This is a genomic window from Microbacterium sp. STN6 (genome assembly GCF_026410545.1).
Taxonomy (GTDB): domain Bacteria; phylum Actinomycetota; class Actinomycetes; order Actinomycetales; family Microbacteriaceae; genus Root112D2.
Genome location: NZ_JAPMIT010000001.1, coordinates 81,308 through 93,405, shown reverse-complemented (window position 1 = coordinate 93,405; position 12,098 = coordinate 81,308). Strand labels below are relative to the sequence as shown.

Sequence of the window (12,098 nt, the reverse complement as noted above, 5' to 3'; positions counted from 1 at the left end):
GTTGGTCGGGGTCTCGATACGCGCTTCGCGCCACTCGACCACCGGGCGTCGAGTTACTCGACCGTGATGCCCATGGAGCGGGCGGTGCCGGCGATGATCTTGGACGCCGCGTCAATGTCGTTCGCGTTGAGGTCGGCCATCTTCTGCTCGGCGATGGCGCGCACCTGCTCCTGGTTGAGCTTGCCGACCTTGGTCGTGTGCGGCACGCCGGAGCCCTTGGCAACGCCGGCGGCCTTCTTGATGAGCTCGGCCGCGGGCGGGGTCTTGAGAACGAACGTGAACGAGCGGTCCTCGTAGACCGTGATCTCAACGGGGATCACGTTGCCGCGCTGCGACTCGGTCGCCGCGTTGTACGCCTTGCAAAACTCCATGATGTTCACGCCGTGCTGACCGAGCGCCGGGCCGATAGGCGGGGCGGGGTTGGCGGCGCCGGCATTGATCTGAAGCTTGATCAGACCAGTTACCTTCTTCTTCGGTGCCATGTTTTCCTTCTTTCATGTTCGAACCGCCGGATGCCCCGGTCGGCTCTCCCGCGCACTTCGGTCTCTCCGAATCGCGGTGGTAGGGGGGGAGTTAGAGCTTCGTGACCTGGTCGAAGCTCAGCTCGACCGGCGTCTCGCGCTCGAAGAGCGAGACGAGCACGGTGAGCTTGCCGCTCTCGGGCTTGATCTCGCTGATCGAACCGGGCAGGCCCGCGAACGAGCCCTCCTTGATCGTGATGGTCTCGCCGATCTCGAAGTCCACCTCGGCCGGGATCACCCGGGCGGCGGCCTTCTGGCCCTTGGCGCCGGTGGCCTTGCCCGTCGGGGCCGCCTCAACCTGCACCAGAGACTTCAGCATGTTGAACGCCTCTTCGAACCGCAGCGGCGTGGGGTTGTGCGCGTTGCCGACGAACCCGGTGACACCGGGCGTGTGGCGCACGACCGACCAGCTGTCCTCGTTGAGGTCGAGGCGCACGAGCACGTAGCCGGGGATGCGCACACGCGTCACCATCTTGCGCTGGCCGTTCTTGATCTCGACCACGTCTTCCATGGGCACCTCGACCTGGAAGATGTAGTCCTCCATGCTCATGGAGACCATGCGGTTCTCGATGTTCTGCTTCACGCGACGCTCGAACCCGGCGTACGAGTGGATCACGTACCACTTGCCCGGCTTGGCGCGCAGTTCGGCGCGGAACTCGTCGTACGGGTCGACGACCTGGGCCGCCTCCTCGTCCTCGGCGGCCTCGAGTGCCGCCTCTTCCTCATCGTCGGTCTCGACCGTGAGCGCTTCCTCGACGGCCGCGTCGGCCTCGGGGTCGTTCGCCTGGGCCATGGCGTCGAGCATCGCATCGAGGTCGACCTGGATCGCGCCGCTGTCGAGCGCATCCGCTTCGCCTGACGCCGCCCCCTCGGCCGCCGCCTCGTCGTCTACCGGCTCGTCGCCCGCTTCGTTGGAGTCGTCTGCGACGGCCTCCTCGTCGACGACGTGCAGTGCCTTGTGCTCCGCGGCACCAGCCGCCTCGACCTCGAGCGCGAGCTCGTTGCCCGTCTGCGCCTCGTCTTCCTCGGAGGACTGCTCCGCCGCGGTCGACCAGTCGACGCTCTCGCGATCTCTCTCAGTCACTGAATACCCATTCCATTTCTTCTCGCGTACCCGCCCGGCTCACACGCCACCACGGGTTCTGCCGGCCCAGCTGCCGCGGGCCCTTACGTCTCGGCTAAGAGCCGCTGCCGTTTCCGAACGCCCAGACCACTCCGAGGCCGAACACCCAGTCGCACAGCGACACGATCGCCATCATGATGATCACGAACACCAGCACGACGCCGGTGTAGTTGAGCAGCTCTTTGCGGGTCGGCGTCACGACCTTCTTCAGTTCTGCGACGACCTGCCTGACGAAGGTCGCCAGTCGGGAGAAGGGGCCGCGCCGCTCGGCGCGATCCTTCTTCGCACTGGCGACGATCTCCTCGCTGGGTTCGTCGATCACTCTTCGGGCCACCTGGTCACACCTTTCGTGGGCCGGCGCGTCACACGCCGACTTGCAGGGCGGACAGGACTCGAACCTGCAACCTGCGGTTTTGGAGACCGCTGCTCTACCAATTGAGCCACCGCCCTTTGCACGAACTCCTCACGCATCCGCTTCGACAAGCTCAGCACACACGCGAGAATTTCGCATCTTCGGCACCGGAAATCACAGCCTTCCCTGCGGCCCGAACCGACGCACAGACTCCCCGATCACGTACGTTTCACGAGTGTTCTGCCCGCCCTGCTAGGGCAATAAATGGGCGCAGAAAAGCATGGCAATTTCACCAGCCGTCTCAAGTGTAAGCGACGGGCGAAAGCCCTGTAAAGCTGAGCGACGCTAGGCTTGGCGGGTGAGCGACCAGAACCGACTCTCCCGCCGCATCCGCCAGATCGCCGAATCGGCGACGCTCAAGGTCGACGCCAAGGCGAAGGCCCTCCAGGCCCAGGGCCGGCCCGTCATCAGCTACGCCGCCGGCGAACCCGACTTTCGCACCCCCGAGAACATCGTCGAGGCGGCGCTGGCCGCGGTGCGAGACCCGAGGAACCACCGCTACACGCCGGCCGCAGGCCTGCCCGAGCTGCGTGAGGCGATCGCCGCGAAGACACTGCGCGACTCGGGCCTCGAGATCGACGCCTCGCGCGTCGTCGTGACCAACGGCGGCAAGCAGGCGGTCTACCAGGCGTTCGCGACGCTCATCGACGACGGCGACGAGGTGCTCGTGCCCGCACCGTACTGGACCACCTACCCCGAGGCCATCACGCTCGCCGGCGGCCGCCAGGTCGATGTCTTCGCCGGCGCCGATCAGGGCTACCTCGTCACGGTCGACCAGCTCGAGGCCGCCCGCACGCCGCGCACGAAGGTGCTGTTGTTCGTCTCGCCGTCCAACCCGACGGGCGCCGTGTACTCGCCCGAGCAGACGCGCGCCATCGGCGAATGGGCCGACGAGCACGGCCTCTGGGTCATCGCCGACGAGATCTACCAGAACCTCACGTACGGCGACGAGCCCGGCGACCCCGCACCGCGCGCCGTCTCCATCGTGGAGGCCGTGCCGCAGCTCGCCGACCGCACGATCCTCGTCAACGGCGTCGCGAAGACGTACGCGATGACGGGCTGGCGCCTCGGCTGGATGGTCGGCCCCGCCGACGCCATCAAGGCCGCCGCGAACCTGCAGTCCCACCTCACATCAAACGTCTCCAACATCTCGCAGCGTGCCGGGCTCGAGGCGCTGACCGGCCCGCAGACCGAAGTAGAGCGGATGCGCCGGGCGTTCGACGCCCGCCGTCGCACCATCGTCGCCGAGCTGGGGCGCATCCCGGGCGTGGTCACTCCGCTGCCGCACGGCGCCTTCTACGTCTACCCCGACGTGACCGGCCTGCTCGGTCGCGAGTGGCACGGCCGGACGCCGACGACCTCGCTCGAGCTGGCCGACCTCATTCTGGAGGAGGCCGAGGTGGCGACGGTGCCGGGCGAGGCGTTCGGGCCCTCCGGCTACCTGCGCCTGTCGTACGCGCTCGGCGACGACGCCCTGCTCGAGGGTATCCAGCGCCTGCAGCGCCTCTTCGCCTGAGCCGCACCGTGCGGGTTGAGGAGCCGCGAAGCGGCGTCTCGAAACCCGAACCCCCGCCGAGACTCGAACCCCGAAACCCCGAACCCCCGCCGAGTCTCAAACCCCGAACCCCGAACCCCGAACTCCGAACCCCGAACTCCGAACCCCGAACTCCGAACCCCGAACTCCCGCCGAGACTGAGCTTTCGCGACGAGAGCGAGTGGTGGAACACGCCGGTTCGTCGCAAACACCCGCTCTCGGCGAAGTGAAGTGCGGGCGGGAGCGCTGGGTTTCGAGACGCGCCTTCGGCGCTCCTCAACCCACTCAAGCGCGCCTTCGGCGCTCCTCAACCCACTCAAGCGCGTCCTCGGCGCTCCTCAACCCACTCAAGCGCGTCTTCGGCGCTCCACAGCGGCGGCTCGTATCCACCGGTCGGTGGAGGGTGGGTCGGCCGGTCGGGCGCTGGTGCGCCCGACGCATCCGCGCGACTCTTGTCTCATGAACACAACTGAGACGGCCGTGAGCGTTCGCGGCCTGCGCAAGGACTACGGCGCGGCGACCGCCGTGCGCGACGTGAGCTTCGACATTCAGCGAGGCGAGACGCTCGCGCTGCTCGGCCCGAACGGCGCCGGAAAGTCGACAACGATCGAGATCCTCGAGGGCTACCGCGACCGCACAGCGGGCGAGATCACGGTGCTCGGCGTCGACCCGCACCGCGGCGGCCTCGACTGGAAGGCGCAGCTTGGAATCGTGCTGCAGTCCACGGGAGAGCCGGGCACCGCCACCGTGCGCGAGCAGCTCACGCATTTCGCCGGCTTCTACCCGCGGCCGCGCGAGGTCGACGAGGTGATCGCGGCCGTGGGGCTTCAGGAGAAGGCGAAGAGCCGCATCCGCTCGCTTTCGGGAGGCCAGCGCCGGCGCGTCGACGTGGCGCTCGGCATCATCGGGCGGCCGCAGCTGCTGTTCCTCGACGAGCCGACCACCGGCTTCGACCCGGAGGCGCGGCGCGAGTTCTGGCAGCTGATCCGCACGCTGAAGAGCGAGGGCACCACCATTCTGCTGACCACGCACTACCTCGACGAGGCGGCGCAGTTGGGCGACCGCGCGGCCGTGATCGCGGGCGGCACGCTGCTCGAGATCGCGCCCATCGACGAGATCGGCGGGGCCGACGCCCGCGTGCCCATGGTGCGCTGGCGCGACGCCGACGGCCCGCACGAGCAGCGCACGTCAAGGCCGGCGGCGCTCGTCGCCGAGCTCTCGGCACGCGCGGGCGGCGAGCCCGACTCGCTCGAGGTCATCCGGCCCAGCCTCGAAGACATCTACCTGAACATGGTCGAAGCGGACGCCGCACGTGGCCTCGAAGACCAGCACCAATCGCACCGAATGGAGAACGCAGAATGAGCGCCATCACCGCGGCACGGCCCGCCACGCCCGAGGGGCTGCCGACATTGGCGGCGGGCCGCAGCATCCGCTTGGGAATCTCCCGCATCGGCTACGAGACCCGCCTCTACTTCAGGCAGGGCGACACCGTCTTCTTCACGTTCCTGTTCCCGCTGGTGATGCTGTCGATCTTCGCGGTCGCCTTCAGCTCACAGGGCGACCTGGGCGCGGCGGCCGACGGCTCTGGCGGCATCACGATCGCGGCGTACTACCTGCCCGGCATGGTCGCGGCCGGCGTGCTGCTCAGCGGCCTGCAGAACCTCGCCGTCGACATCGCGGGCGAGAAGAGCGACGGCACGCTCAAGCGCCTGGCCGGCACTCCGTTGCCCAAGCTCAGCTACTTCATCGGCAAGTTCGGTCAGGTCTTCGTGACCGGAGTTCTGCAGGCGGCGCTGCTTCTGGCGCTGGCCCGCGTGGCGTTCAACGTGGCTTTGCCGACGGATGCCGGCAGCTGGCTCACTCTGGCCTGGGTCTTCGTGCTCGGCATCGCCACCTCGGCTGTGCTCGGCATTGCGCTGAGCGGCCTGCCCCGCAGCGGCAAGAGCGCGACCGCGGTGATCATTCCGATCGTGCTGATCCTGCAGTTCATCTCGGGCGTATACCTGCAGTTCTCGATGCTGCCGGACTGGCTGCAGAACGTCGCCGGCATCTTCCCGCTGAAGTGGATGGCGCAGGGCATGCGGGCGGTGTTCCTGCCCGACTCGTTCTCGAGCCTCGAGCAGGGCGGCGCATGGAACCTGGGCGGCGTCGCGATCGCGCTCGGCATCTGGCTCGTCGTCGGGCTCGTGCTGTGCCGGGTGACGTTCCGCTGGATTCGTAAGGACAGCTGAGGCGGGATCGGCATGCGACATGGAAAGCTGGCTGGCATGACGGCAACGAAATGGTGGGACCTCGCCTTCAGCGCGGCCGTCGTCGCCCTCGGCCTGATCGCCTCGTTCAGTTTTCCCGATGTGATGGCGGCGACCTGGGGCGTCTGGGCGACCCTCGCCGCCCTCGTGCTCTGTTACTTCGCGTTCGGCCGGCTGGCCTTCGCCCGCCCCCGCGTCGCCCTGGCCTTCATGATCGTGCTGGCCCTGGGCGCCGGCGTGCTCACGTCATTCCAGCCGGCCATGGCAACGTTCCAGGCGATCGCACTGCCCCTCATCTGGCACCTCTCCGCGTCGATCAGGCAGGCGATTCTCGTCAACCTGCTGCTGACCTCGAGCGTCGGGGTCGGGTTCGTCATCAGCCTGGGCGGCAGCGCCGATGCGGTCACTCAGGCCGTCGTCACCGAGGCGCTGTCGCTCGCGTTCAGCATCGCCCTCGGCCTCTGGATCACTCGCATCGCCGATTACGGGCAGGAACGCGCGCGCCTCCTCGACGAGCTGACGGCGGTGCAGAGTGAGCTGGCCACGGCCAACCACGACGCGGGAGTCGCGAGCGAACGCGAACGGCTCTCCCGCGAGATCCACGACACCATCGCGCAGAGCCTGACCAGCCTCGTGCTGCTCGCGCAACGGGCGCGCGGCGAGCTGGGGCGAGCGGGCGAGGGAGCGGATGGCGCACTCGAGACCGTCGAGCTTATCGAGGGCACCGCGCGTGAGGCGCTCACCGAGGCCCGCTCCCTCGTGGCGGCGCTGGCGCCGCTGCCCGTCGGGGACTCGTCGCTCGCCGAGGTCGTGGCGCGGCTTGCGGCCCGATTCACCCGGGAGACCGACGTGAAGGTGACCGCGAGCGTGACGGTGGCCGACGTGCCGCGAGAGCTCGAGGTGGTGCTGCTGCGCTGCGCCCAGGAGGGCCTGGCGAACGTGCGCAAGCATGCTCGCGCCTCGCAGGCGCGCGTGTCGCTGGAGCGTGTGGGCGACGACCTGCGCCTCGAGGTGCGGGACGACGGCCGCGGCCTCGTCGAATACACCCCCAGCGCCGACAACGGATTCGGACTGAGCGGCATGCGCGACCGCGTGGCGCTCGTGGGAGGCCGGCTCGAGGTGACGGGCTCGCCGGGCGAGGGCACGAGCCTTGTCGTGACGGTTCCGGCTCCCGTCAGCGAGGCCGCGCGTGCGGAGACCCCTGCGGGCGGCACCGTTGCGCTCGGCACGATGGGCGCCGCATGAGCGCCGAGAGGGTGACCCGCGACATCCGCGTGCTCGTGGTCGACGACCACCCCGTCGTGCGCAGCGGCATCGCCGGGCTGCTCGCCAGCGCCGACGACATCACGGTCGTCGGTGAGGCGGGCGACGGCGAAGAGGCGGTGCGACGTGCGAAGGAACTCACGCCCGACCTGGTACTCATGGACCTGCGGATGCCGCGCCTCGACGGCGCGGAGGCCACCGCGGCCATCACCGCGAGCCTGCCCCACACGCGCGTGCTGATTCTCACGACATACGAGACGGACGACCACATTCTCGGCGCGATCGAGGCCGGGGCGAGCGGCTACCTGCTGAAGGCGGCGCCCGCCGAGGAGATCCTCGCCGGGGTGCGCTCGGTGGTGGGGGGTCAGACGGTGCTGGCGCCGGCGATTGCGGCCAAGCTGGTGCAGCGGGTGCGCTCGACGAGCGAGAGCACGGCGGCCGGCGCGGAGCGACCTCGGCTGAGCGCGCGCGAGCTCGACGTTCTGCGGCTCGTGGCCGACGGGCTGAGCAACCCCGAGATCGGCCGGCGCCTGTTCATCGGCGAGGCGACCGTGAAGACGCACCTGCTGCACGTGTTCGAGAAGCTGGGCGTCGGCGACCGCACGCGCGCGGTCACGCTCGCGCTCGAGCTGGGGCTGCTATAGGAGGCTAGCCGGTTGAGGAGCCGCGAAGCGGCGTCTCGAAACCGCGGTTGGCGCAGGTTTTCGAGACGCGCCTGCGGCGCTCCTCAACCCGCAGTGGGGCGGCGCTCCTCAACCGGCGTTCGGGGGTCAGAGCAGGCGGCGCTCCAGCGCCCATGCCGTCAGCTCGTGGCGCGACGAGAGCTGCAGCTTGCGCAGCACGCTCGACACGTGCGTCTCGACGGTCTTGATCGAGATGAAGAGCTCGGCCGCCACCTCTTTATAGGCGTAGCCGCGCGCGATGAGCCGCATGACCTCGCGCTCGCGTGCCGAGAGCCGGTCCAGCTCGTCGTTCGCCTCGGCCTGCTCGCCTGACGCGGCGCCGAACGCGTCGAGCACGAACCCGGCCAGCCGCGGCGAGAACACCGCGTCGCCATCGGCGACGGCCGCGACCGCGCGGCTCACCTCGCTGCCCGACGACGCCTTCGTGATGTAGCCGCGGGCGCCGGCACGGATCACGCCGACCACGTCTTCCGCCGAGTCCGACACGCTGAGCGCGAGGTACCGGGTCGCGGGCGACGCCGCCTGGCTGCGCCGGATCACCTCAGCACCCCCGCCGCCCGACCCGCCGGGAAGGTGCACGTCGAGCAGCACCACGTCGGGCTTCAGGCTTGCGATGGCGTCGGCTGCGGCATCCACGTTGGCCGCCTCTCCCACCACCTCAAGCGTCGAGTCCAGGTCGTTGCGTAGGCCGGAGCGAAAGATCGAGTGGTCGTCGACGATGACCACGCGGATGCCGGTGGCCGCCCCCTGCACGCCGGGCTCCGGTTCCTGCGTCATGGCTGCTCCCCTTCGTCTGCGTCGCGTCGGTCGAGATGCAGCCGCACTTCGGTGCCCACTCCGCCGGCGCCCGGCACGACGCGGGCCGAGCCGCCGGCTCGGCGCATCCGTCCCATGATCGATTCCCGCACACCCAGTCTGCCCTGCGGAACGGTCTCGGGGTCGAATCCGGGGCCGCGGTCGCGCACGAAGACGTCGACCGCGTCGGCGGTGGTCTCGATGTAGACGGAGACGTCACCGCCGGCGTGCCGCGCCGCGTTCAGCATGGCCTCGCGAGCGGCCGCCGCGAGCTCGCCGGTGCCGCGTTCGCTCGGCTCGCCCACCGCGACTACCTCGATGCGCACGGCGTGGTCGAGCTCGAGCGCGGCGCCGAAGTCCTTGAGCTCGGTGGCGAGGTCGGTCTCCAGCGGATCGGCGCCGGCGTAGAGCCACTCGCGCAGCTCACGCTCCTGGGCGCGGGCGATGCGGGAGACCTCGCTCGAGGCGCCCGCTCGATTCTGGATGAGCGCCAGCGTCTGCAGCACGGAGTCGTGCAGGTGCGCGGCGATCTCGGCCCGCTGCTCCTCGCGCACGCGGGCGGTGCGCTCGGTCATCAGCTGCTGCCACAGGTGCAGCGCCCACGGGCCGAACAGCACGACTGCCGCGACGAGCACCGTGAGCGTGAAGAGCGGCCAGGCCAGCCACGCGTCGACGTGCGCCCACGCCACGGGTTCGAGCACGGCGACGGCCACGAGCAGGCCGCCGGCGGCGACGCGGATGCTGCGCGAACCCCCGCGCGCGCCCGCACCGGCCACGGCACCGGCGACGAGGGGGGCGCGGGCCCATCCGCTTGGCACGGTGCCGTCGCCCGCCTCGACGAGCTGGTCCCACGCCACGCTGCCCGCCGCACACGCGAGCATGACGACGGTCACGATGAACAGGGAGCCGCCGCCGAACGCGCCGTCAACGAAGGCGGCGATGGCGAGCGCGACGGCCACCGCGAAGAGCAGCCACGGCACGTTGATGCGGCGGCGGACCGCGGATGGTGCGGCACCCGCGCCGGCAGCAGCACCTGCGCCCGCGGCACTCGCACCGCCCTGCCCCTCGAGCGGCACGAGCGCCCAGAACCACACGTACAGCAGCAGCCCGGCGCCGCCGGCGAACGCGAGCCCGACGAAGATGATGCGCACGACGGCAACGCTCATGTTCAGGTGGCGGGCGAGCGCCGCACACACGCCGCCGAGCACGCAGAGGCGCGGTCGCGCGAGCGGTGCTCGGAAGGCGCGAGAGGCGCCGGCGTCGGGGGTCACTCCAGCATCCAATCACCTCCTTGTTCGCTTCAGGGGGTAAAGGGGCGACTCCGGGGTCGGATTCAGGGTGCGCTCAGGGTGCTCCCCCATGGTGGGCGAGGGCCGACGCACGCGAGGATCGAGTCATGGATCAGAACCCCCACCCCGCGCAGAACCGATTCTTCGGTTGGATGCGCGAACTCGGCATCGTGCGCCAGAACGGCTGGATCGGCGGCGTCTGCGGCGGCATCGCCGCGCGCCTCGGCATCGACCCCCTCATCGTGCGCGGCATCGTCGTGGTGATCGCCCTGTTCGGCGGTCCCGTGTTCCTTCTCTATGCGGCCGGCTGGCTGCTGCTGCCCGACGCGCAGAACCAGATCCACCTCGAACGCCTCATCACCGGCGCATTCGAGCCCGCGATCATCGGCATCGGCGTTCTCGTGCTCCTCACCTTCCTGCCCATGGCGCAGGGCGTGTGGTGGGCCGGCGGCCAGTTCTGGGGCTCCGGCGGCCTCGCACCGGTGGGCCACGTGCTCTGGACCCTCATCGTCATTGCCGCCATCGTCGTCTTCATCGTGTGGGCCACCCGGCGCGCCAGAGACTCCCGGGGCGGGGGCGCGCGAACGGCTTCCGCGCCGCCCTACGCCCCGGGTACGGATGCCGCCGGCGCCGCCGGCGGTACCGCATCCGCACCAGTCGGTGGTGCGGCCGCGACCGGTGCCGGTGCCTCCGGATTCAGCGCCGCGGCCGGTGCCGCAGGCGCCGCATCCGCTCACGGTGCTGCGTACGCCGCGCCGGGCGGGCCCGCGGCGCCGCCTCCCCCGGCCGCTGGCGCCTCAAGCGAGGACTACGAGGCGTGGCGCGCCCGCCAGCAGGAGTGGAAGGAGCAGTACGCGGCATGGCGCACGCAGGCCGATGCCGACCAGCGCGCCTACCGCGAGCGCCGCTCGGCCGAGATGCGCACCGAGGCCTTAAGGCTCGCCTCCGAAGCGGATGCCGCGCGCCGCGCCCGTCGCGCGGCCAACCCCCGCGCGGGCGGAGCCTTCTTCGCCATCACCCTCGGGGTGGCGCTTCTCGCGGGCGGCGTGACGGCCGCCGTCGCCATGGGAACGCCGCACCTGCAGGGCTACGAGGTGACGATGGGCCTCGCCGTCGCAACGCTCGCCTTCGGGCTCGCCATGATCGTCGCCGGCGCGGCGCGACGCCGCAGCGGATTCCTCGCGTTCATCGCGATTCTGCTGAGCATTGCAACCGTGCTCACCGCCCTGCCGCCGCGCGACCGCGACTTCGTCTTCGCGTACGGCACGCATGACGCCGTCACATCGGCCCGCGTCTTCCAGCCCGCCGGCAGCTACTTCGTCGACGCGACCGACGTCGTGGGCGACGGCGCTTCACCGCGCGTCATCGACATCGAGCAGTGGGCGGGCACGGTTCATGTGGAGGCAGCCACGGGCACCACGATTCGCGTGGTCGAGACGCGGCACGGCTCGACCACGGGCATCTGGGGCTACACCTACAAGACCGATGATCTGGTCACCCGGCAAGAACCGAACGTCGTGCACACCGCCGATGGGCGCACCCGCGGCGTCATCACCTATGGCACCGCCGCAACCCCCGACGTCATCGTGCGCGTCACGCATGAGCGCGGCCGCGTCGAGGTGGCGTACAACGAGACCACAACCGACACGGGAGACAACCGATGAGCGACACCAACGAGCCCCAGGCGACGGATGCCGGCGCAGAGCCCCGTACCGACGGCGCCACCGGCGCCGCCCAGACCGAGGCCCTCTCGGACGAAGCGGCGACGAGCGTGCTGTCGCCGGAAGGCGCAGCCGCGGCTGGAGCCGGAGCCGCCACCGCAGCCGAAGCCGCGACCGGCGAGCCGGCCTCCGTGTGGGGCGAGCCCGCGGCGCCCGCCCCGCTTGCCCGCCCGCGCACACGCTGGGCCGGAATCATCTGGGGCGCCGTCTTCAGCGCCCTCGCCCTCACGGTTCTCATCACGATCGCGTCCCCCGAGGCGCGTGGCGCGTTCGGCGACTGGCTCGCCTCGCTCACGATCGCGGGGTTCGTGCTGGTGGCGGTGCTGGGGCTGGGCGGGTTGATTCTGCTGCTGGGGCTGCTTGCCGGCATCCGCAGTCTGCAGCGCCACTTCGCCCGCTGAGCCGCGTCACCCGCGGCACCGTCACCCGCGGCACGCGTGACCCGAGGCACCATCACCCGAGGCACCGTCACCCGAGGCACCGTCACCCGAGGCTGCGGGTCGGGGCA

At 70.4% G+C, this 12,098-nt stretch carries 12 protein-coding genes and 1 tRNA gene; 7 read left to right on the top strand and 6 right to left on the bottom strand.

What is annotated here, in order from left to right:
- Positions 1-53: 53 nt before the first annotated feature.
- The 4 genes from rplK to OSC27_RS00450 form a co-directional block, all read right to left on the bottom strand.
- Complete coding sequence (gene rplK, locus OSC27_RS00465) at positions 54-482, bottom strand: 50S ribosomal protein L11 (RefSeq protein ID WP_267179461.1); 429 nt, start codon at positions 480-482, stop codon at positions 54-56.
- A gap of 91 nt (positions 483-573) precedes the next feature.
- Positions 574-1,605 (bottom strand): transcription termination/antitermination protein NusG, encoded by a 1,032-nt coding sequence (gene nusG / locus OSC27_RS00460; RefSeq protein WP_267179460.1) that lies wholly within the window; start codon positions 1,603-1,605, stop codon positions 574-576.
- A 94-nt stretch (positions 1,606-1,699) separates the two neighbouring features.
- Positions 1,700-1,978 carry a preprotein translocase subunit SecE gene (gene secE / locus OSC27_RS00455; protein ID WP_267179459.1) on the bottom strand — a complete coding sequence of 93 codons (279 nt, stop codon included), beginning with the start codon at positions 1,976-1,978 and terminating at the stop codon, positions 1,700-1,702.
- Between the two features lie 43 nt (positions 1,979-2,021).
- Positions 2,022-2,094, bottom strand: a tRNA-Trp gene (locus tag OSC27_RS00450).
- Between the two features lie 260 nt (positions 2,095-2,354).
- On the opposite strand from OSC27_RS00450, the gene OSC27_RS00445 reads away from it, so the two are divergent.
- From OSC27_RS00445 to OSC27_RS00425, 5 genes are all read left to right on the top strand, one after another.
- Positions 2,355-3,572: a pyridoxal phosphate-dependent aminotransferase gene (locus OSC27_RS00445; RefSeq protein ID WP_267179458.1), complete on the top strand. Its 1,218-nt coding sequence runs from the start codon at positions 2,355-2,357 to the stop codon at positions 3,570-3,572.
- A 477-nt stretch (positions 3,573-4,049) separates the two neighbouring features.
- Positions 4,050-4,952, top strand: a complete 903-nt coding sequence (locus OSC27_RS00440; protein ID WP_267179457.1) for an ABC transporter ATP-binding protein — start codon at positions 4,050-4,052, stop codon at positions 4,950-4,952.
- Entirely contained in the window at positions 4,949-5,821 is an 873-nt protein-coding gene (locus OSC27_RS00435; RefSeq protein ID WP_267179456.1) for an ABC transporter permease, read from the top strand. Before OSC27_RS00440 ends, OSC27_RS00435 begins: the two co-directional genes overlap by 4 nt.
- Positions 5,822-5,857: 36 nt before the next feature.
- Positions 5,858-7,084 carry a sensor histidine kinase gene (locus OSC27_RS00430; protein ID WP_267179455.1) on the top strand — a complete coding sequence of 409 codons (1,227 nt, stop codon included), beginning with the start codon at positions 5,858-5,860 and terminating at the stop codon, positions 7,082-7,084.
- Positions 7,081-7,746 (top strand): response regulator, encoded by a 666-nt coding sequence (locus tag OSC27_RS00425; RefSeq protein ID WP_267179454.1) that lies wholly within the window; start codon positions 7,081-7,083, stop codon positions 7,744-7,746. Before OSC27_RS00430 ends, OSC27_RS00425 begins: the two co-directional genes overlap by 4 nt.
- A 126-nt stretch (positions 7,747-7,872) precedes the next feature.
- Here OSC27_RS00425 and OSC27_RS00420 read toward each other — a convergent pair whose 3' ends face one another.
- Positions 7,873-8,562, bottom strand: coding sequence for a LuxR C-terminal-related transcriptional regulator (locus tag OSC27_RS00420; RefSeq protein WP_267179453.1), 690 nt, complete (start codon positions 8,560-8,562; stop codon positions 7,873-7,875).
- Positions 8,559-9,851, bottom strand: a complete 1,293-nt coding sequence (locus tag OSC27_RS00415) for an ATP-binding protein (RefSeq protein ID WP_267179452.1) — start codon at positions 9,849-9,851, stop codon at positions 8,559-8,561. Before OSC27_RS00415 ends, OSC27_RS00420 begins: the two co-directional genes overlap by 4 nt.
- 125 nt (positions 9,852-9,976) lie before the next feature.
- Between OSC27_RS00415 and OSC27_RS00410 the strand changes: the two genes are divergently transcribed.
- Together OSC27_RS00410 and OSC27_RS00405 are read left to right on the top strand one after the other, a co-directional pair.
- Entirely contained in the window at positions 9,977-11,533 is a 1,557-nt protein-coding gene (locus tag OSC27_RS00410; RefSeq protein WP_267179451.1) for a PspC domain-containing protein, read from the top strand.
- Entirely contained in the window at positions 11,530-11,991 is a 462-nt protein-coding gene (locus OSC27_RS00405; protein ID WP_267179450.1) for a hypothetical protein, read from the top strand. Before OSC27_RS00410 ends, OSC27_RS00405 begins: the two co-directional genes overlap by 4 nt.
- Positions 11,992-12,098 lie beyond the last annotated feature (107 nt).

What these genes read in the sequence shown, in the direction of transcription:
- rplK (WP_267179461.1), bottom strand. Translation starts at nt 482, where the DNA reads ATGGCACCGAAGAAGAAGGTAACTGGTCTGATCAAGCTTCAGATCAAT.
- OSC27_RS00440 (WP_267179457.1), top strand. Translation starts at nt 4,050, where the DNA reads ATGAACACAACTGAGACGGCCGTGAGCGTTCGCGGCCTGCGCAAGGAC.
- OSC27_RS00435 (WP_267179456.1), top strand. Translation starts at nt 4,949, where the DNA reads ATGAGCGCCATCACCGCGGCACGGCCCGCCACGCCCGAGGGGCTGCCG.
- OSC27_RS00430 (WP_267179455.1), top strand. Translation starts at nt 5,858, where the DNA reads ATGACGGCAACGAAATGGTGGGACCTCGCCTTCAGCGCGGCCGTCGTC.
- OSC27_RS00425 (WP_267179454.1), top strand. Translation starts at nt 7,081, where the DNA reads ATGAGCGCCGAGAGGGTGACCCGCGACATCCGCGTGCTCGTGGTCGAC.
- OSC27_RS00420 (WP_267179453.1), bottom strand. Translation starts at nt 8,562, where the DNA reads ATGACGCAGGAACCGGAGCCCGGCGTGCAGGGGGCGGCCACCGGCATC.
- OSC27_RS00410 (WP_267179451.1), top strand. Translation starts at nt 9,977, where the DNA reads ATGGATCAGAACCCCCACCCCGCGCAGAACCGATTCTTCGGTTGGATG.
- OSC27_RS00405 (WP_267179450.1), top strand. Translation starts at nt 11,530, where the DNA reads ATGAGCGACACCAACGAGCCCCAGGCGACGGATGCCGGCGCAGAGCCC.